Origin of the sequence: Planifilum fimeticola, assembly GCF_003001905.1 — a bacterium.
GTDB classification, from domain to species: domain Bacteria; phylum Bacillota; class Bacilli; order Thermoactinomycetales; family DSM-44946; genus Planifilum; species Planifilum fimeticola.
In genome coordinates this window covers 48,203-66,957 of sequence record NZ_PVNE01000003.1, presented here as the reverse complement: position 1 = coordinate 66,957, position 18,755 = coordinate 48,203, and the positions used below count along the sequence as shown (strand labels likewise).

Annotated in this window: 21 protein-coding genes; 20 read left to right on the top strand and 1 reads right to left on the bottom strand. The window is 60.3% G+C overall.

Annotated features, from left to right (window positions below; all coding sequences use genetic code 11):
• The first annotated feature begins 61 nt into the window (after window positions 1–61).
• The 13 genes from CLV97_RS02910 to CLV97_RS02850 all read left to right on the top strand — a co-directional run bounded on the left by CLV97_RS02910 (window position 62) and on the right by CLV97_RS02850 (window position 11,828).
• Entirely contained in the window at window positions 62–1,699 is a 1,638-nt protein-coding gene (locus CLV97_RS02910) for a CTP synthase (RefSeq protein ID WP_106344025.1), read from the top strand.
• 338 nt (window positions 1,700–2,037) lie between these two features.
• Window positions 2,038–2,403: a response regulator gene (locus CLV97_RS02905; RefSeq protein WP_281257576.1), complete on the top strand. Its 366-nt coding sequence runs from the start codon at window positions 2,038–2,040 to the stop codon at window positions 2,401–2,403.
• A gap of 35 nt (window positions 2,404–2,438) precedes the next feature.
• Window positions 2,439–2,846, top strand: a complete 408-nt coding sequence (gene kal / locus CLV97_RS02900) for a 3-aminobutyryl-CoA ammonia lyase (protein ID WP_211295663.1) — start codon at window positions 2,439–2,441, stop codon at window positions 2,844–2,846.
• Between the two features lies 1 nt (window position 2,847).
• Window positions 2,848–3,660 (top strand): 3-keto-5-aminohexanoate cleavage enzyme, encoded by an 813-nt coding sequence (gene kce, locus CLV97_RS02895; RefSeq protein WP_106344023.1) that lies wholly within the window; start codon window positions 2,848–2,850, stop codon window positions 3,658–3,660.
• Between the two features lie 94 nt (window positions 3,661–3,754).
• Window positions 3,755–4,609, top strand: a complete 855-nt coding sequence (locus tag CLV97_RS02890; protein WP_106344022.1) for a class II fructose-1,6-bisphosphate aldolase — start codon at window positions 3,755–3,757, stop codon at window positions 4,607–4,609.
• A 99-nt stretch (window positions 4,610–4,708) separates the two neighbouring features.
• Window positions 4,709–5,368, top strand: coding sequence for a fructose-6-phosphate aldolase (fsa, locus tag CLV97_RS02885; RefSeq protein ID WP_106344021.1), 660 nt, complete (start codon window positions 4,709–4,711; stop codon window positions 5,366–5,368).
• Between the two features lie 38 nt (window positions 5,369–5,406).
• On the top strand, window positions 5,407–6,654 hold the full coding sequence (locus tag CLV97_RS02880) for a UDP-N-acetylglucosamine 1-carboxyvinyltransferase (protein WP_106344020.1): 1,248 nt from the start codon (window positions 5,407–5,409) through the stop codon (window positions 6,652–6,654).
• 189 nt (window positions 6,655–6,843) lie between these two features.
• The gene (glpX, locus tag CLV97_RS02875) at window positions 6,844–7,809 is read left to right on the top strand and encodes a class II fructose-bisphosphatase (protein WP_106344019.1); all 966 of its coding nucleotides are present in this window, start codon (window positions 6,844–6,846) and stop codon (window positions 7,807–7,809) included.
• 83 nt (window positions 7,810–7,892) lie between these two features.
• Window positions 7,893–9,155 carry a transcription termination factor Rho gene (gene rho, locus CLV97_RS02870; protein ID WP_106344140.1) on the top strand — a complete coding sequence of 421 codons (1,263 nt, stop codon included), beginning with the start codon at window positions 7,893–7,895 and terminating at the stop codon, window positions 9,153–9,155.
• A gap of 105 nt (window positions 9,156–9,260) precedes the next feature.
• Complete coding sequence (locus tag CLV97_RS02865; RefSeq protein WP_170070337.1) at window positions 9,261–10,235, top strand: M23 family metallopeptidase; 975 nt, start codon at window positions 9,261–9,263, stop codon at window positions 10,233–10,235.
• A 163-nt stretch (window positions 10,236–10,398) separates the two neighbouring features.
• Window positions 10,399–10,599 (top strand): 50S ribosomal protein L31, encoded by a 201-nt coding sequence (gene rpmE, locus CLV97_RS02860; protein WP_106344017.1) that lies wholly within the window; start codon window positions 10,399–10,401, stop codon window positions 10,597–10,599.
• Between the two features lie 135 nt (window positions 10,600–10,734).
• Window positions 10,735–11,355 carry a thymidine kinase gene (locus tag CLV97_RS02855; protein ID WP_245891342.1) on the top strand — a complete coding sequence of 207 codons (621 nt, stop codon included), beginning with the start codon at window positions 10,735–10,737 and terminating at the stop codon, window positions 11,353–11,355.
• Window positions 11,356–11,384: 29 nt separating this feature from the next.
• Window positions 11,385–11,828 (top strand): hypothetical protein, encoded by a 444-nt coding sequence (locus CLV97_RS02850; protein ID WP_106344016.1) that lies wholly within the window; start codon window positions 11,385–11,387, stop codon window positions 11,826–11,828.
• 61 nt (window positions 11,829–11,889) lie between these two features.
• Here CLV97_RS02850 and CLV97_RS02845 read toward each other — a convergent pair whose 3' ends face one another.
• Window positions 11,890–12,897 carry a CPBP family intramembrane glutamic endopeptidase gene (locus CLV97_RS02845; protein ID WP_106344015.1) on the bottom strand — a complete coding sequence of 336 codons (1,008 nt, stop codon included), beginning with the start codon at window positions 12,895–12,897 and terminating at the stop codon, window positions 11,890–11,892.
• Between the two features lie 162 nt (window positions 12,898–13,059).
• Between CLV97_RS02845 and prfA the strand changes: the two genes are divergently transcribed.
• From prfA to CLV97_RS02810, 7 genes are all read left to right on the top strand, one after another.
• Window positions 13,060–14,127: a peptide chain release factor 1 gene (gene prfA / locus CLV97_RS02840; RefSeq protein WP_106344138.1), complete on the top strand. Its 1,068-nt coding sequence runs from the start codon at window positions 13,060–13,062 to the stop codon at window positions 14,125–14,127.
• A 49-nt stretch (window positions 14,128–14,176) separates the two neighbouring features.
• Window positions 14,177–15,073: a peptide chain release factor N(5)-glutamine methyltransferase gene (gene prmC, locus CLV97_RS02835; RefSeq protein WP_245891341.1), complete on the top strand. Its 897-nt coding sequence runs from the start codon at window positions 14,177–14,179 to the stop codon at window positions 15,071–15,073.
• 83 nt (window positions 15,074–15,156) lie between these two features.
• Complete coding sequence (spoIIR, locus tag CLV97_RS02830; RefSeq protein WP_106344013.1) at window positions 15,157–15,822, top strand: stage II sporulation protein R; 666 nt, start codon at window positions 15,157–15,159, stop codon at window positions 15,820–15,822.
• Between the two features lie 182 nt (window positions 15,823–16,004).
• Entirely contained in the window at window positions 16,005–16,355 is a 351-nt protein-coding gene (locus CLV97_RS02825; protein ID WP_106344012.1) for a DMT family transporter, read from the top strand.
• Complete coding sequence (locus CLV97_RS02820; RefSeq protein ID WP_106344137.1) at window positions 16,355–16,672, top strand: DMT family transporter; 318 nt, start codon at window positions 16,355–16,357, stop codon at window positions 16,670–16,672. Before CLV97_RS02825 ends, CLV97_RS02820 begins: the two co-directional genes overlap by 1 nt.
• A gap of 130 nt (window positions 16,673–16,802) precedes the next feature.
• On the top strand, window positions 16,803–17,333 hold the full coding sequence (locus CLV97_RS02815) for a GNAT family N-acetyltransferase (protein ID WP_106344011.1): 531 nt from the start codon (window positions 16,803–16,805) through the stop codon (window positions 17,331–17,333).
• Between the two features lie 115 nt (window positions 17,334–17,448).
• Window positions 17,449–18,543: an L-threonylcarbamoyladenylate synthase gene (locus CLV97_RS02810; protein ID WP_425440538.1), complete on the top strand. Its 1,095-nt coding sequence runs from the start codon at window positions 17,449–17,451 to the stop codon at window positions 18,541–18,543.
• Window positions 18,544–18,755 lie beyond the last annotated feature (212 nt).

Genomic DNA, 18,755 nt, shown 5'->3' with positions numbered 1-18,755 from the left:
GAAAAGGGGCTCTTTTCGTTTTGCCATCATTCGGGGAATCCTGTTTGTAGGGGGGTCTTTCATGACCAAGTTCATCTTTGTGACCGGCGGGGTTGTTTCCTCCTTGGGCAAGGGAATCACCGCCGCTTCCTTGGGACGGCTGCTGAAAAACCGCAATCTGAAGGTGACCATCCAGAAATTCGATCCCTATATCAATGTGGACCCGGGAACCATGAGCCCTTATCAGCACGGTGAGGTTTTCGTCACCGACGACGGGGCGGAAACCGATCTGGACCTGGGTCACTACGAGCGGTTCATCGATATCAATCTGACCAAGAACAGCAACGTGACCACCGGCAAGATCTATTCGGCGGTGATCAACAAGGAGCGGCGCGGCGATTATCTGGGGGCGACGGTACAGGTGATCCCCCACATTACCAACGAAATCAAGGACCGGGTGTTCCGGGCGGCCCGGGAAACCCATCCCGATGTGGTGATCACCGAGATCGGCGGAACCGTCGGCGACATCGAAAGCCTGCCCTTTCTGGAAGCGATCCGTCAGATCAAAAGCGACGTGGGGCGGGACCACGTCATGTACATCCATTGCACCCTGATACCGAAATTGTCCGCCAGCGGAGAGCTGAAGACCAAGCCGACCCAGCACAGCGTCAAGGAACTGCGCAGCATCGGCATCCAGCCCAACGTGATCGTCTGCCGGACCGAGCATCCCCTTTCGGAAGAATTGAAGCGCAAGGTCGCCCTTTTCTGCGACATCGATCCGGAAGCGGTGATCGAGCTGAGGGATGCGGAGACGCTGTATGAAGTTCCCCTCATGTTGCAGCGGGAAGGGCTGGACCGGATCGTGGTGAACCACCTGGGGCTGGAATGCGGCGAGGCGGACATGACCGAGTGGCAGGCCCTGGTGAACAAGGTGAAAAACCTGTCCCAGAAGACGACGATCGCGTTGGTCGGCAAATACGTTTCCCTTCCCGACGCCTACATGAGCGTGGTGGAATCCCTGAAACACGCCGGTTTTGCCAACGACACCGACGTGGAGATCCGATGGGTCAACTCGGAGGATGTGTCCGATGAAAACGCCGACGAATGGCTCCGGGAAGCCGACGGGATTCTTGTTCCCGGCGGATTCGGCGATCGGGGCATCGAGGGGAAAATTTCGGCCATCCGATATGCCAGGGAACGGCGTATTCCCTTCCTGGGCATCTGCCTCGGCATGCAGATGACCTGTGTCGAAGGGGCGCGCCATCTGCTGGGACTGGATGGCGCCAACAGTTCGGAGTTTGATGCGGACACGCCCCACCCCGTCATCGACATCCTGCCGGAGCAGAGGGAAATCGAGGACATGGGAGGGACGATGCGCCTCGGCCTGTTCCCCTGCAAACTGCTGCCGGGAAGTGTGGCCCAGCGGGCCTACGGAAACGGTCTGGTTTACGAGCGGCATCGCCACCGGTATGAATTTAACAACGAGTATCGCGAACAGCTGGAACGGGTGGGCTACCGCTTTTCGGGGACGTCGCCGGACGGCCGTCTGATGGAGATTGTCGAACTGGAGGACCATCCGTGGTTTGTGGCCACCCAGTTCCACCCCGAATTCCGCTCCCGCCCGAACCGGCCGCATCCGCTGTTCCGCGATTTCATCGCCGCCGCCCTCAGACAGCGTTCGGGTGTGGTCCGGGATGCCGACAATCCGATCAAGGCATGAAAGGAGAGAACGATCCAAGGAGGGCGTCACACCCGGGGGAAAACGGACCCCGTATTTTCCCGAGTTCCCTCCGCTTTGTCCCCGCGGAAACATCCGCGGGGCGTTTTTGTGCCCGAAAAAACTCGGATTTCTCCCATGCAGGAAAACGTTGGTCAAACTCGAAGTATACAGATATAAGGCTTGTTCGGCCGCTTTTTCTTTTCCGCGTGGACTGACGCACGGACGGAAAATACCCCGTTCCGCCTGGATTCGGCACGGTGCAGCAAGGCGGCGGCTCCGGGGAGAAGTCGATCGGAGTTTGAGACCTTCTTCTTTTTAAAGGAGGGGTGAAGATGTCGCTGCAGGATAAAAAAGTTCTGGTGGTGGATGACCAGTACGGTATTCGCGTCCTGCTGAAAGAGGTGTTTTCAAAGGACGGTTTTTGTGTCTACCAGGCGGAAAACGGGCAAGTGGCTCTGGAGATGATCCAAAAAATCCATCCGGATCTGATTCTGTTGGACATGAAGATGCCGGGGATGGACGGAATCGAGTTTCTTCGCCGGCTTCAGGGCGTCCAACCGATGCCCAAGGTGATCATGATGACGGCCTACGGAGAGCTGGATATGGTTCAGGAAGCGACGAAACTGGGCGCTTTGGCCCATTTGACCAAACCCTTTGACATTGTGGAGTTGCGTTCGGAAGTGCTCAAGCAGCTGGTGTCGTAGCGCCGGTTTTTCAGGAGATGGAGAGGGGGAACGGGATGACCCGGTTGGAAGCGAAGATCCGCATTCGGCTCAGTCAGTCGGACGCCCATTACGGGGGGAATCTGGTGGACGGAGCGCGCATTTTGGCTCTGTTCGGCGATGTGGCCACCGAGCTCTTGATCCGTCACGACGGAGATGAAGGGCTTTTTGTCGCCTACGATTCCGTCGAATTCTGCGCGCCGGTCTACGCCGGAGATTTTATCGAAGCCGTCGGTTGGCTGGAGAAAGTGGGCAACACCTCCCGCCGGATGCGTTTTGCCGCCTACAAGGTGATCGAGGCGGGCATCGATCCAAAGGTGCCCTCGGCCGCCCGCGTTCTGGAGGAGCCGATCCTGGTGACACGGGCCTCGGGAACCTGTGTCGTGCCCAAGGATCGTCAACGTCGTTCGGGTGGAGGGGACTGAGATGGACAAGCTGATCATCACCGCGGCGCTGGTGGGAGCGGAGGTGACCCGGGAGGACACCCCCCATCTGCCCGTCACTCCGGAAGAGATCGGGGAGGCGGCGGCGGAGGCCCGGGAGGCGGGGGCGGCGATCGCCCACATCCACGTCCGGGACGCCGAGGGAAAGCCCAGTCAAGACCGGGAGCTTTACCGCCGGGCGATCGAGGAGATTCGCAAGCGGTGCGACATCATCATACAGGTGTCTACAGGGGGAGCCGTCGGCATGACCGCCGAGGAGCGGCTTCAGCCCGTCGCGTTGCGCCCGGAGATGGCCACCCTGACGACGGGAACGGTCAATTTCGGTGACGGGGTGTTCCTCAACCCGCCGCAGGAAATCGAACATTTTGCGAAAGTGATGCAGGAATGCGGGGTCCGTCCCGAATTCGAAATCTTCGATGTGGGGATGATCCAGAACGCCCTTCGCCTGGTGAAAAAGGGGCTGGTGACGGGTCACCTCCATTTCGACTTCGTCCTGGGCGTGCCGGGAGGCATCCCGGCCACGGCGCAAAACCTGCTCCATCTGGTGGGACAGCTGCCGGAGGAGGCGACGTGGACGGTGGCCGGCGTCGGGCGGGCGCAGCTGCCCATGGCGGTGTTGGGCATCGTCCTGGGCGGACACGTCCGGGTCGGGCTGGAGGACAACATCTGGTACCGGAAGGGTCAGCTGGCCACCAATGCCCAGCTGGTGGCCCGCATCGTCCGCATCGCCCGGGAGATGGACCGGGACATCGCCACGCCCGGGGAGGCGCGCCGCCTGTTGGGCCTTAGCGGGTGAAAAGGGTCGGAGAGGCGTCATTGGACCTTGCCTTCTCCAGTGATATAATGCAATGGGAAGATCCCGCACACATACCAACAGGGAGGTTTTTTGGATGCCGCTCGTACCGATGTCCCATTTTCTCCCACGCGCCAAACAAGAGGGATATGCCGTCGGACAGTTCAATATGAATAACCTGGAATTCACCCAGGCGATCATCGAGGCGGCCAAGGAAGAGCGCTCCCCGCTCATTTTCGGGGCGAGTGAAGGAGCCATCAAGTACATGGGGCTGAACAACGTGGTCGCGCTGGCCCGGGTGGCCGCCGAGGAATCGGGGCTGCCCGTCGCGCTGCACCTGGACCACGGAAGCAGCTTTGAAATGGTGATGAAATGCATCCGGGCCGGATTTTCGTCGGTGATGTTCGACGGGTCCCATTACCCTTATGAGGAGAATATCCGCCTGACGAAAAAAGTGGTGGAAGCCGCTCACGCCGTCGGCGTCTCCGTGGAAGGGGAGCTGGGTACCATCGGCGGTGTGGAGGACGATCTGCAGGTGGACGATGAGGATGCCCACCTCGCCGATCCGGAGGAGGCGATTCGCTTCTGGGAGGAGACCCGCGTCGACGCCTTGGCCATCGCGGTGGGGACCGCCCACGGCATGTACAAGGGCGAACCGAAAATCCGCTTTGACATCATCGAGAAGGTGGCCCAAAACATCGAGGCGCCGATCGTTCTTCACGGCGGATCCGGCGTGCCGGATGAATCGATTCGCCGATCGATTTCCCTCGGAGTGGGCAAAATCAATGTGAACACGGAAAATCAGGTTGCCTTCACCCAAAAGGTTCGGGGGCTGTTGGCGGAAAAGCCGGATCTGATCGATCCCCGGAAATACCTGGGTCCCGCCCGGGAAGCGATCAAGGAAGTAGTCAAGGAGAAGATTCGCCTTTTCGGCAGTTCCGGAAAGGCCTGAGCCGCACCCGGAGCGGGGAAAAGCCTTCACCCCTTTGTCCCGGGCAGAGGCGGAAGCGTGAAACCATATCACCGAAACCAGGATAGCGGAGGTGTCAGCGTGAAGCTTTTCATCGATTCCGCAGATGTAAACGAAATCCGCGAAGCGCAGTCCCTGGGGATCCTGTCGGGAGTCACCACCAACCCGACCCTGGTGGCCAAGACGGGCCGTTCCTTCGTCGAGCTGCTCAAGGAGATTCTGGAGATCACCGAAGGTCCCGTCAGCGCCGAGGTGCTCTCCACGGACGCCGACGGCATGGTGAAGGAAGCGGAGCCCCTGGCCGCCCTGTCGGATCGGGTGACCATCAAGATTCCGATGACCTGGGAGGGGCTGAAGGCGGTTCATCGCTTGGCCCAGAAAGGGATTCCCACCAACGTGACGCTGGTGTTTTCCGCCAACCAGGCGCTGATGGCGGCCCGGGCGGGGGCGACCTTCGTCAGTCCCTTCGTCGGTCGGCTCGATGACATCAGCCACGACGGAACCCAGTTGATCCAACAAGTCGCCCACATCTTCTCCCTTCACGGAATTGACACGGAGATCATTGCCGCCAGCATCCGGCATCCCGTTCACGTCATCCAGGCGGCGGAAAGCGGCGCCCACATCGCGACGCTTCCCTTCAAGGTGATCAAGCAGATGGTGAACCATCCGCTGACCGACAAGGGTGTGGAACGGTTTTTGGCCGACTGGGAAAACGCCAAGCGCGAGGCGGCCAAGGTTTGATGTCGGGCAAAAGGGAATGAGCGAAAGGAAGGGCGTCAATGGAAATCTTGAAGATCAAGGGTGGTCGTCCCTTGATCGGATCCATCCCGGTCAGCGGGGCCAAAAACAGTGCGCTCGCCCTTCTTCCGGCCACACTGCTCGCCGAGACCCCCTGCACCATCGAGAATGTACCGGCGATCCGCGATGTGAGGGTCTTCGTGAAACTTCTGCGCCGGATGGGTGCCGAGGTCGTGGTGGAGGGTTCGACCCTCAGCGTGGATGCAGCCCGGGTGACCAACCGTCCGATGATCGACGGCGGCGTGCGGAGCCTGCGCGCCTCCTGTTACCTGATGGGGGCCCTGCTCGGCCGTTTCGGGGAAGCCGTCGTCGGTCTGCCGGGCGGATGCCATCTCGGCCCCCGACCGATCGACCAGCACATCAAGGGCTTTGAAGCCCTGGGAGCGACCGTATCCCAGCGGGACGGGGCGATCCACCTGAAAGCGCCTCGGCTAAAAGGCGCCCGCATCTATTTGGACGTGGTCAGCGTCGGCGCGACGATCAACATCATGTTGGCGGCGGTCTTTGCCGAAGGTTTGACCGTGATCGAAAATGCGGCGAAGGAGCCGGAGATCGTCGATGTGGCCACCTTTTTGAATGGGATGGGTGCCCGGATCAAAGGGGCGGGTACCGACGTGATACGCATTCGCGGTACGTCCCGTCTGAACGGATGCCGCCATGCGATCATCCCCGATCGCATCGAGGCGGGAACCTATATGATCGCCGCCGCCGCGACGGGTGGGGAAGTGCGCGTGGATCAGGTGATCCCCCTTCATCTGGAGCCGATCTCCGCCAAGCTGCGGGAGATGGGAATTCCCGTGACGGAAGGGGATGAGTCGGTCACGGTCAAAGGACCGAAGTCCCTTCTCCCCGTGGACATCAAAACGCATCCGTATCCGGGGTTCCCCACGGATCTACAACCACCCTTCACCACCCTCCTGACCCAGGCCGCGGGTACCAGCCTGGTCATTGAAAACGTCTCTGAAGGACGGCTGAGGCACGTCCTGGAACTGAACCGAATGGGCGCCCGGATCCGCACCGACGGTCGGATGGCGATGATCGAGGGAGGCACGCCCCTTACCGGGATACAGGTGAGGGCGGTGGACCTTCGGGCGGGAGCCGCCCTGGTGGTGGCCGGGCTGATTGCGGAAGGAGAAACCGTCATCACCGACATCCATCACATCGACCGCGGCTACGAGCAGATCGACGGGAAACTGAGGCAGCTCGGCGCCGACGTACGGCGGGAATAATCCCCTTCCATCCCTCCGCTTCTGTTTAATCCGCCATTCTTTACTCGCCACTTCCCCCGAATTGGTGTAACATATTAAAAGAATGTGCCGCATTAAATAGCGCGTGATTCAAAATGCAATCCAGTTTTTCCGGGGACCGTATATTCTCTGTGGTGTACGTGAAAGGCTCAAGAGCGGAGGGATGCCAAAATGGACCGGAGTCTGACCATGGAATTGGTGCGGGTGACGGAAGCCGCCGCCGTCTCTTCCGCCCGTTGGATGGGATTCGGGAAGAAGGACGAGGCGGATCAGGCGGCCACCACCGCGATGCGGAAGGTGTTCGATACCATTCCCATGAAGGGTACCGTGGTGATCGGTGAAGGGGAGATGGATGAAGCGCCGATGCTGTACATCGGCGAGCAGCTGGGGTCGGGATCGCCCCCCGAGGTGGATGTGGCCGTCGATCCCCTGGAGGGGACCAATATCGTGGCGAAGGGGCTGTGGAACGCCCTTGCCGTCGTGGCGGTCGCCGACCGGGGCAACCTGTTGCACGCCCCCGACATGTACATGGAGAAGCTGGCCGTGGGTCCCGGCGCGGCGGGACAGGTGGATCTCAACGCGCCGGTGGAGGAGAATCTGAAATCCGTGGCCCGGGCACTGGGGAAGGATATGGACGATCTGGTGGTGGTGATCCTCGACCGCCCGCGCCATCACAAGTTGATTGAGGAAGTCAGGCGATGCGGCGCCCGGATCAAGCTGATTCCCGACGGCGACGTGGCTGCGGCGGTCAACACGGGATTTCCCGACACGGGTGTGGATATCCTGTACGGGATCGGCGGGGCTCCCGAAGGCGTGCTGGCGGCGGTGGCTCTGAAATGCCTGGGTGGTGAAATCCAGGGCCGGTTGGTTCCCGAAAACGAGGAGCAGTGGTCCCGCTGCCGCAAGATGGGGATCGACGATCCCAAAAGGGTGCTGTTCATGGAGGACCTCGTCAAGGGGGATGATGCCATCTTCGCGGCCACCGGAGTGACCGACGGGGAACTGCTCCGGGGAGTTCGCTACCGGGGCGATCTGGCGACCACCCACTCCTTGGTGATGAGGGCCAAGACGGGAACGGTCCGCTTCATCGAAGGGACCCACCGGCTGAAGAAAAAACCCAATTTGGTCATGGAATGACGGCAAGAATAAGCCTTCGCACATCAGGATATGATGGATGTGAACTGATTCTGCAAGGATAGCGTGGTGAGTCAGCGATGGAGATGACGCTCAGCGATCTGGAAAACCGCCGTTTAACCGATTTGTACAAGTTGGCGAAGGAATACCAGATTCCCTATTACAGTCAAATGAAAAAGAAAGAATTGATTTTCGCAATTCTGAAGGCCCGGGCGGAACGGGACGGACTTCTGTTCATGGAAGGGGTTCTGGACATTCTGCCCGAGGGCTACGGCTTTTTGCGGCCGATCAACTATCTTCCCTCCTCGGAGGACATTTACATCTCGGCTTCCCAAATCCGCCGGTTTGACCTTCGACCCGGCGATCTGGTATCCGGGAAGGTGCGTCCGCCGAAGGAGAATGAACGCTATTTCGGCCTGCTTCACGTCGAGGCGGTCAACGGGGAAGACCCCAATCAGGCTGCCGAACGGCTTCATTTCCCCGCCCTTACACCCTTGTACCCCCAGAAGAAGTTGACCCTGGAAACCACGCCGGACCGATTGTCCACCCGCATCATGGATCTGATCGCCCCCGTCGGGCTGGGGCAGCGGGGCCTGATCGTCGCCCAGCCGAAGGCGGGAAAAACGATGCTTCTGAAGGAGATTGCCAACAGCATCGCCGAAAATTATCCCGAGATCGAGCTGTTCGTCCTCCTGATCGACGAGCGTCCGGAAGAAGTGACCGACATGCAGCGTTCGGTCAAGGCGGAAGTGGTCAGTTCGACCTTCGACGAGCTGCCGGAGAATCACATCAAGGTGGCCGAGCTGGTGCTGGAGCGGGCCCAGCGGCTGGTGGAGCACAAGCGGGATGTGGTGATTCTGCTGGACAGCATCACCCGGCTGGCCCGGGCCTACAACCTGGTGATCCCCCCGAGCGGACGGACCCTTTCCGGCGGGATCGATCCCACCGCCTTTCACCGGCCGAAGCGTTTCTTCGGAGCGGCCCGAAACATCGAAGAGGGGGGAAGTCTCACCATTTTGGCCACGGCGCTGGTGGAGACGGGTTCCCGGATGGACGACGTGATTTACGAGGAATTCAAGGGAACCGGCAACCTGGAGGTTCATCTGGACCGTCGGTTGGCGGAGCGGAGGATCTTTCCGGCGATTGATATCCGCCGCTCCGGCACGCGCCGGGAGGAGTTGCTCCTGTCCAAGGAGGAATTGGAAAAGCTGTGGATGCTCCGCCGGTCGATGACGGATTCTCCGGAATATATCGAGGCTTTCATCAACAAACTGGCCGGCACCAAAACCAATGCGGAGTTTCTGGCTACGCTCGAGGCCCGACCCCGGCGATCCAGCACCGCTTCCTGATTTTTCGCAAGTTGTGGGCATAGGGTGTCTCCCCCCCGCATAGAAATGGGAAGTGGAACGGAATTTCCGTTTCGTTCCGTCATTTTTACCGTGCGGGGTGGTGAGATGGCAAGCAAGAAGGCGTTGGTCGCGTCGTCCCTGTCGCTGTGCACCGCTTCATGGCTGGTAAGCGGGCAGGGACAAGCGGTCCATGCTGCCGACGACATCCGTGGGATGAACCCGTCCGAATGGGAAGACGAGCGGGTGGCTCAGGCGGTCCTGTATCAGTACCTCAGCCCCATCTCCAGCGTGGCGGAAGGCAACTTGGCGACCAAAAAGGAGTCCAATCCGCTGACCTACAAGGTGAAGCGGGGAGATACCTTGTACGGGATCGGAAAGGTGTACGGAGTCGATTACCGGAAATTGGCGGCCTTCAACCGCATCAAGAATCCGAGGCTGCTACAGGTGGGCAAGGTGCTGAAACTGCCCTTGAAACGGAAATGGGTTCGGGTCAAAGAGGGGGAGACGCTGGAATCCCTGGCCAAAACCTATAAGACCAGCGAAAAGTTGCTGAAAAAATTGAATCCGGGTGTGGCCGCCGCCGGCTCGGTCTACACGGGGCAGGTGATCGCCGTTCCCAGTCCCATCAAGGTGAAGATGCCGAAGATGGGCCGGGAAAACGGGTCGAAACGGAAGGTGTTGCGCCACGCTTCTGCGGCTGCCGGTGCGTCTTCCTTCAGCTGGCCGGTCTGGGGGCAGATCACCAGCCGGTACGGATGGAGAAACGGACGCATGCACAACGGGATCGACATATGGAACGAGAAGCGGACCAGCAACGTCATCCGCGCCGCCCTGGGCGGACGGGTCATCAAGGCCGGGTATTCGAACGGGTACGGCAATCTGGTCGTGGTGGACCACGGAAACGGCTGGGTGACCTATTACGCCCATCTGAGCCGGATCACCGTCAGCAAGGGGCAGGTGGTGGGCAAGGGCCAATCCCTGGGATACATGGGCCAAACGGGCAATGCGACGGGGGTTCACCTCCATTTTGAAGTGCATCGGAACGGTCGGCCCGTCAATCCGCTGTCCGTTCTTCCCTGAGGGAGGAATGTGCCGGATTTTGATCCCGTCAGGCGGTTTGCTTCAGCCCGTTGCACAACGACCTCTCTTTTCCGGTTGCGGTGGGATTGTCTTCGTGCTATAATACTTTAGCGTGTCATGCAGGAGTTATTCCCCTTGAGCTGCTGGAAAGAGGTGAATTGCGATGAAGGCGGCCATTCATCCCGAATACAAACTGACAACGGTTACCTGCGCCTGCGGGAATACTTTTGAAACGGGATCGACCAAAGAAAACATCCGCGTTGACATTTGTTCCGCCTGCCATCCCTTCTTTACCGGGGAGCAGAAAACGGTGCACAAGGGCGGACGGGTCGACCGGTTCAAGAAAAAGTACAATCTCAAATGAACGTACGTTGTCTTGGGCAAGCCTTAAAGGCTTGTTTTTTTATGCGCAAAAAGGATTAGCAGCCATGATTTTCCTCGTGCGCCTGTGCTACAATACCTGCGGGTGCGTTGCCCAGAGAGTATGGGAGGGGATGAGATGGCGCAAGCACCGGTGCATATGCAGAAGCAGGGATGGATTGAAGTGATCTGCGGCGGCATGTTTTCCGGAAAGAGCGAGGAACTCATCCGTCGAGTCCGCCGGGCCCGGATCGCAAAGCAGCGGGTCTCGGTATTCAAGCCGGCGATCGATGACCGTTACCACAGCGAGGCGATCGCTTCCCACAACGGCGAGCTGATGGAAGCGCAACCCGTCCAGAGGGCCGAAGAGATTTTGGACGCCGTATCTGCCGATTGCCAGGTGGTGGCCATCGATGAGGTGCAGTTTTTTGACGGGGTCATCGTCGAGGTTTGTCAGCGCTTGGCCGACCAGGGAATGCGGGTGATCTGCGCCGGGTTGGACCAGGACTTCAGGGGGCGCCCGTTCGGGCCGACTCCGACGCTGCTGGCCGTAGCCGAATTTGTGACCAAGTTGCAGGCCATCTGTGTCCGCTGCGGAGGGCCGGCCAGCCGGACCCAGCGGATCGTCGACGGCAGGCCGGTCAGGGAAGATGACCCGGTGATCCGCGTCGGGGCTTCCGAGCAATATGAAGCACGTTGTCGCCATTGCCACGAAGTGCTCCGTCGGGAAACATTTCCGAGCAGCTTTTCCACCTCCTGAAGCACACTAAGTGCAGGGAGGTGTTTGCCTTGAGGCAGCGGGTGTGGCTTGTGGCATTTTGTACCTTTTTCCTTTTCGGGACGGCGGCGTGCCAACCGGCCGATCAAGGGCAGGCCGAGCGAAGTCCGCAGACGACCGCCCACCGCTTCAACCGGAATGACGGGTACAACGGGATCACCAACGCCAATCCCAACATGTGGGTGGGTGACTGGTACGCACCCACCAAGAGCGACGACGCCCGCCGGATGAAGCGAATCGTTCGCGGCATCCCGGGGGTGAGGGATGCGGCGGTGGACATCTCCGGCGGGCGGGCGTTTTTGGGGATCGTTCCGGATCCGGCAATCAAAGCGGACCGTTATGCCGCCCTGGAGCAGGAAGTGCGGGACCGACTCGTGGCCGCCTTCCCCCGATATGACTTCACCGTCACCATCGATCCCCGTTCGCGGTTTCACTTGCCGATGCGAGGGAGATGAACAGGAAAAGGGGGCCGTTTTCGGCCCCCGAAAAGGTACTTTTTCATGATGGCGGCGGTGTCTAAAAGTCCGGCAGTACGTTGGCGAGCACGCCCAGGGTGATATTGTAGGTGGCGTGCACCACCATGGAGGTGGAAGTGTTGAACCGCAGGCGAACCGCCCCCAGGGCGAGGCCCACCAGGAAAACGATCAGGGTGGAGAGGCTGAAGCCGTAATTGCTGTGCATCAGGGCGAAGAGAATGGAGGTGAGCAGCAGGCCGAAGCGCGGCTGAAGCGCTCCCCGAAACACGGTTTCCTCGCCGAGGGCGGCGGCGAGGCCCAGGGTGAGAATCCCGGGAACCGTTGTAAACAAAGAGCCGAGCAATTGCTTTGTCAACTCTTCCACTTCCGGATCGGCCGAAATTCCGAAAAAGGCAGCCACGTATTCCAAACCGAAGGCGAGCGCCACCAGCAACAAGCCGATGCCCAGGCCAAAGGCGATTTCCCGGACGGAGGGCTTGACGATTCCCAGGCGGGCGAGGGATTCACCGAATTTCCTGCGGGACAGCCACCCCACTCCGATCAAACCGAGCAGCAGCATCGCGATATCCTGGGTCCACAGTTCGGATATGGAGACGCTGAGGTTTTCCGATTCTCCAATGGCGGCGAGATTTTCCAAACCGATTCCCAGAATCATCAGCAGTTCAAGAATAATCAGCATCGACATGGAGAGGGAAATCACGTGTACCGGGTTCTCCGGATCGATGGGAATGGCCCGGGCGATCCATCGCCTCACCCGGGGGATGAAAAATAAAAGCCCCACCAGGGATGGCGCCCAAATTCCGATTCCCAACAGCCGGACATTGACTTCCGGTTCCGGTTCCAAAATTTCTGCAGGCAACAGGGATAGTGTGAGCAGAAACAATCCGCCCAAAAAAAACATAACATAAATCAGCCCGAGCATCAGATAGCTGGCGATGGCGAATCCCCTTCCCAGTTGGGGCGCTTCGGGATATCGCCGGTCCTCGGCCATGTTAGCCAGCCACAAGATCAAGATAAAGGGCAAAAATTGCAGCAGCATCGAAATCATGGATCGTATCTCCCTTTGATTTAATTTGCTTACGAATTTGCATACGGAAGGGTCCCTCTGTCCGGGATTCCTTATGGTATTATAATTAAATGAGTGTCTTCGTGAAAACCGGGATCCGGGATTCTTTGAAAATCACAGGTGTATCGCACGGGAGTGACCCTGGTGTTAGAGCGATTGAATTCAATTTGCGAGCGATATGAGGAGCTGAGTCGTCTGCTCTGCGATCCCGAGGTGATCGGGGATCCCGAGCGGCTTCGCAAGGTTTCCAAGGAACAGGCGGATCTGGAGGAAATCTACCGGGCCGCCTGCGAATACCGGAAAGTATTGGATCAATTGGACGAGGCGCGCTCCATGCTGGAGGAAAAGCTGGACAGCGAAATGCGCGAGTGGGTCCGGGAAGAGATCGACGGGCTGTCCGGCCGGAAGGAACAGTTGGAGGAGCGAATTCGTCTCTTGCTGCTTCCCAAGGATCCCAATGACGAGAAAAACGTGATCGTGGAGATCCGGGCGGCGGCGGGCGGGGAGGAGGCGGCCCTATTTGCCGCGGACCTTTTTCGGATGTATACCCGCTATGCCGAAAGGCAAGGTTGGAAAACGGAGATCATGGATTTGAACTCCACGGGTCTGGGCGGATTCAAGGAAGTGATTTTCTCCGTCCAGGGAAGGGGGGCTTACAGCCGGCTCAAGTTTGAGAGCGGTGCCCACCGGGTGCAGCGGGTGCCCGCCACCGAGTCCGGCGGACGGATCCACACGTCGACGGCGACGGTGGCCGTGCTTCCCGAGGCGGAAGAGGTGGATGTGGAGATCAACGAGAAGGACATCCGCATCGATACCTTCTGCTCCAGCGGACCGGGGGGGCAGAGCGTCAACACCACCAAGTCCGCCGTCCGCATCACCCATCTGCCGACGGGCATTGTCGTCTCCTGTCAGGATGAAAAATCCCAGATCAAGAACCGGGAAAAGGCGATGCGCGTCCTCCGCGCCCGGCTTCTGGACAAGAAGCGTCGGGAGGAGCAGGCCAAAGTGGCGGATGCCCGCAAGAGCCAGGTGGGAACGGGGGACCGCAGCGAACGGATCCGAACCTATAATTTCCCCCAAAGCCGGGTGACGGACCACCGCATCGGCCTCACGCTGCACAAACTGGATCTGGTGTTGGACGGAGAACTGGATGAGATCATCGACGCCCTGACCATGAACGAACAGGCGGAACTTTTGAAACAGGCGGAGTGATTCTGTCCGGGGGTGAACAGCCATATCTCGTCGGGAAATGGGGCAGTCCATGGAAACCGGGCCGTTGAAGACCGTGGAAGAAGCCTACCGCTGGGCTTTTTCTTTTTTGCAGAAGCGGGGGTGCGATCAGGCCCTCTTTGAGGCGGAACTGCTCTTGCGCCGCCTTTTGGGAAGGGATCGGACCCGCCTGTTTGCCGGAATGGGGGATCCCTTTCCGGAAGATCGGTTGCCGAAATTGCAGGAGTGGTTGAATCGACGGGCAAACGGGGAACCGATCCAATACATTCTCCGGGAACAGGAGTTTTACGGCCGCTCCTTTCGGGTGTCCCCCGCCGTCTTGATCCCCCGCCCCGAGACGGAGATTTTGGCGGAGAACGTGATGCGCGAGGCAGATCGGATCGGGGGTGACCGTCCCCTGTCCGTCTGCGATGTGGGGACGGGCAGCGGGGCCTTGGCCGTCACCCTGGCGGCGGAACGCCCCCGTTGGAGCGTATGGGCGACAGACATCTCCCCCGCGGCGCTGGAGGTGGCCCGCGACAACGCCCGGCGAAACGGCGTGGAGGGGCGGATCCGCTTTGTCCGTGGGGAGTGGCTGAACCCTCTTCGGCATCGCGGTGTCCGGGTCGATGTGGTGGTTTCCAATCCTCCCTACATTCCCTCGAAGGAGATCGCCGCCCTGCAGCGGCAAGTGAGGGATTTCGAGCCGCGCCTCTCCCTGGATGGGGGCGAAGACGGACTGGATGCCTATCGCCGGATCATCGAACAAATCCCGGATGTGCTCCGTTTGCCCGGCCTGGTCGCCTTTGAAGTGGGGGCAGGACAGAGCCGGCGAGTCGCCGAGATGTTGGAAAGGATGCCGCTGCCGGTTTCCGTCGCCATCCTTCCCGATCTGGCGGGAATCGAGCGGGTGGTCCTGGGGAGGATCGGTCAGGCCTCGAAATCTTGACGCGAAATGATTAAACCTCCGGCGGCATGTCCATACTGGTGGATGAGATTTCATTTTTGGGACTGCCGCTAGGAGGGTGACCGATGAGGGTTCGCACTTATCTGTTGGTTATAGCCGCCGCCGTCAGCCTGATTGGAATCCGGACGATGAACGGGGACGATCTGCCGATCGCCGCCACCGCTCAAGCGACGCCTTCATCCCCGTCCGTTCAGCTGGAGATTCCGGAGGAGGCGATCCGCCTGCGAATCCTGGCGAACAGCGATGCTCCCCGGGACCAATGGCTGAAACGGCAGGTGAGGGATGCCGTCCTTCAGGAGATGGAGAGTTGGGCGCAACAACCGGAGAACATCGGAGAAGCCCGCAGGCTGATCAAGAGCCGCTTGCCGCAATTTCAGGCGATCGCCGATGAGACCGTGCGCCGGAACGGATTTGATTATCCCGTCAGGGTGGATTACGGCAAGGTGCCCTTTCCGACGAAATTGTACGGAAACCGGGTGTATCCCGCCGGGGAGTACGAGGCCCTCCGCATCGTGATCGGTAAGGGGGAGGGGGGAAATTGGTGGTGTGTGCTGTTTCCGCCCCTCTGCTTCATCGACATGGAGAGCGGCGATGCCCTTCCCGCCCGGGAAGGAGGCAGGATGACCGCCAGTGCGTACGCGGCGCCGGCCGCTTCGTCGGAAAAACCGTTGGAAGTGAGATTTTTCATCCTGGATACCCTGGAAAAGGTGTTTTCCGGATGGAAGGACTGAGAGCGGAGATTTCCCCACACTCTTCCCATGGGACAAGCCTGTCCCCTTCGATCCCCGCGGACCGGAGGGGACTTTTTTTGCGGTCGGACATTTCGCGGACGGATGGGGCTTGTGGGTTTTTCACCCCAAACGTGATAGAATGGTTTTCGGTTACTTTCGGGGAAAGGAGAAGCTGAACGGGCATGAGCGGAGAGAAAAAAGCGAAGCCGCCCAGTCCAAACCGCGCCTGGGCCTATGTGTTGATCGGCGGGGCGCTGGAAATCGTTTGGGCGTCGGGATTCAAATATGATGCCGTGCCGGACCTCGTCGTCCTCGTTTCCCTCCTGGTCAGCTTCGACTTGATCATCCGGGCCACCAAGGTCCTTCCGGTGGGAACCACCTACGCCGTTTTCACCGCGATCGGCACCGTCGGAACCGTGGTGGTTGAGGCGGTTTCCGAGGGACGGATCGGGCCGCTGAAAGTGATCCTGGTTCTTCTTCTGCTCCTGTGCATCGTGGGATTGAAGGTGACCAGCGGGGAGGAGGGAAGATGATGGACTGGTGGATGCTGGTGGCGGCGGGTCTGTTTGAAGTGGTCGGCGTGATCGGCATCAAGCGGGTATCCGAACGGGACAACTGGACGAACAACATCCTCATGATCGGCGGCTTCCTCATCAGCTTTCGATTGCTCCTGCAGGCGATGGAAACCATCTCCCTCTCCACCGCGTACGCCGTGTGGACGGGGATCGGAACCGTAGGCGGGGCCGTGGTGGGCATGATCTTCTTCAAAGAGTCGAAAAACCCCCTCCGCATTCTGTGCATCCTGGGGATCGTCGCTTGCGTGGCCGCGCTGAGGTTCGTGGAACAGTGACCGCCCCGGATCCGCTCGACCGGACCGCTCCGGGCGGGCTTTTTCTTTTTAAAAAATTTCTCTCCGCAGTTCTGCCCCCTTCCTTCGCCTCATATCATAAAGGGACGAAGCCGAAAGGGGGGCATGTCCCATGTTTGTGATCCGGACAGCCGGCAGCGGGGATGTTCCCGCCATCCTCCGACTGCTTCAGGGAGCGGGCGTGCGGCAGGATGGGGTGGACAAGCACCCGGAACACTTTTGGGTGTTGGAGGAGATCGGGGACCCTCCCCGCATCGCGGGGACCCTCGGGATGGAGATATACGGGAGGGCGGGGCTCCTCCGCTCCTTCGTCGTGGAACGGGAGAGATGGAATCCGCAAGTGGGCGTCAAGTTCTTCCTCCTGGCTCTGTCCGCCGCCCGGGAGAGGGGGATCGACGAACTGTATCTGGCCGCCCCCGGTTTCCTTCCCCTGTTTGAGGCGATCGGCTTTTCCGAGGTGGACGATGCCGAACTACCCGAGCCGATCCGCGGTTCGGAGCACCTGCGGGAAGCGGCGGGGAGCGGGGAAACAAGGCTGATGCGATGCCGCCTTTCCCAGGTGCTCGCGGGAGATGAAGGGGCGACCTCCGTTCCGCGGGAGCACGGGAATGGGGATGAATTCCCGGGCGGAGGCGGGCCATAAGAGCCGGATGCTTTTGATCCCGAGCCGAAGGGTATGGCGGAGAGCCCCCGGCGGACCGGTCCCGCCTTCCCTGTGGTATGATAAAGGGAAAAGGCTTTGGGAAGGGTGAGGACAAGTGGGCAAGGCGGCGCTTCGGTGGCGGATCGGGCAGCATGAGGATGCGGAGACGCTGAGGGAACACCCGGCGATTCGGGAAGCGGCCCGCATGCTCCGGGAGGGGAAGCTGGTGGCCTTTCCGACGGAGACGGTGTACGGATTGGGGGCCGATGCCCGGTCGGAAGAGGCCGTTTCCAGGATTTTCACCGCGAAGGGAAGGCCCGGGGACAATCCCCTCATCGTGCATATCGGCCACGTTTCCCGCCTGCAGGATCTGGTCGCGGAGCTCCCTACGAAGGGGGAGTTGCTGGTCCGCCGCTTTTGGCCGGGCCCGCTCACGTTGGTCCTTCCCCACAAGGGAACGGTGGCCCCAAAGGTGACCGCCGGACTGGATACGGTGGGGGTGCGAATGCCCTCCCATCCGGTGGCGCTGGCGTTGCTTCAGGAGAGCGGATTGCCGGTGGCCGCGCCCAGCGCCAACCGTTCTGGCCGACCCAGCCCGACGGAGGCGGAACACGTTTGGGAAGATCTGGGGGGAGAAATCGACGGCCTTCTGGACGCGGGTCCCACCGGCGTGGGCCTGGAATCCACGGTGGTGGACGTCACCGGTTCGGTCCCCCTGTTGCTTCGGCCGGGGGGCGTCACCCTGGAGGAGCTGCGTGAGACGGTGGGAGAGGTGCGGGTGGATCCGGCGCTGGAGGGGGATGCGCATCCGCCCCGCTCACCGGGGATGAAATACCGCCATTACGCCCCCAAAGGGGAGATGTGGCTGGTGGAGGGAAGCGGAGAAGCGCTGGTCCACCGCATTCGAGAGTTGGCGGATCACGCCCGGAAGGCCGGCCGGCGGGTGGGCATTCTCACCACGGAGGAAAACCGCTTCCGTTATAAAGCGGACCGGGTGGTGGCCTGCGGCCGGAGGGCCGAACCGGAAAGCGTCGCCCGCGACCTGTACCGGGCTCTCCGGGAGATGGACCGGGCGGGTGTCGACTACATACTGGCGGAAACCTTTCCTGCAGAAGGGCTTTTCCGCCCGGTGATGAACCGCCTTTACAAGGCGGCCGGCGGAAGGGTTTTCCGCGCCGACGATCAGTGTCCGAAGGGATCTTCCTCGTGAGACCATCGCGGCGAAAATGGCGCTCCCCGAACGGAGCGGTCTTTCCGGAAGGAAAGGCCGTTTTTTTGTGCGGAGGGGATGCGGCCGGGCGCCGGCCCGACTCTTTTTCGCACCTCCGGCATATCCTGATGAAAAAAGGACCAAAATAAAGTCAAAAAAACGGTTTTTATTTTGTTCCAAAAAAGGTATCATCATGATAGGAGGAATTCGCG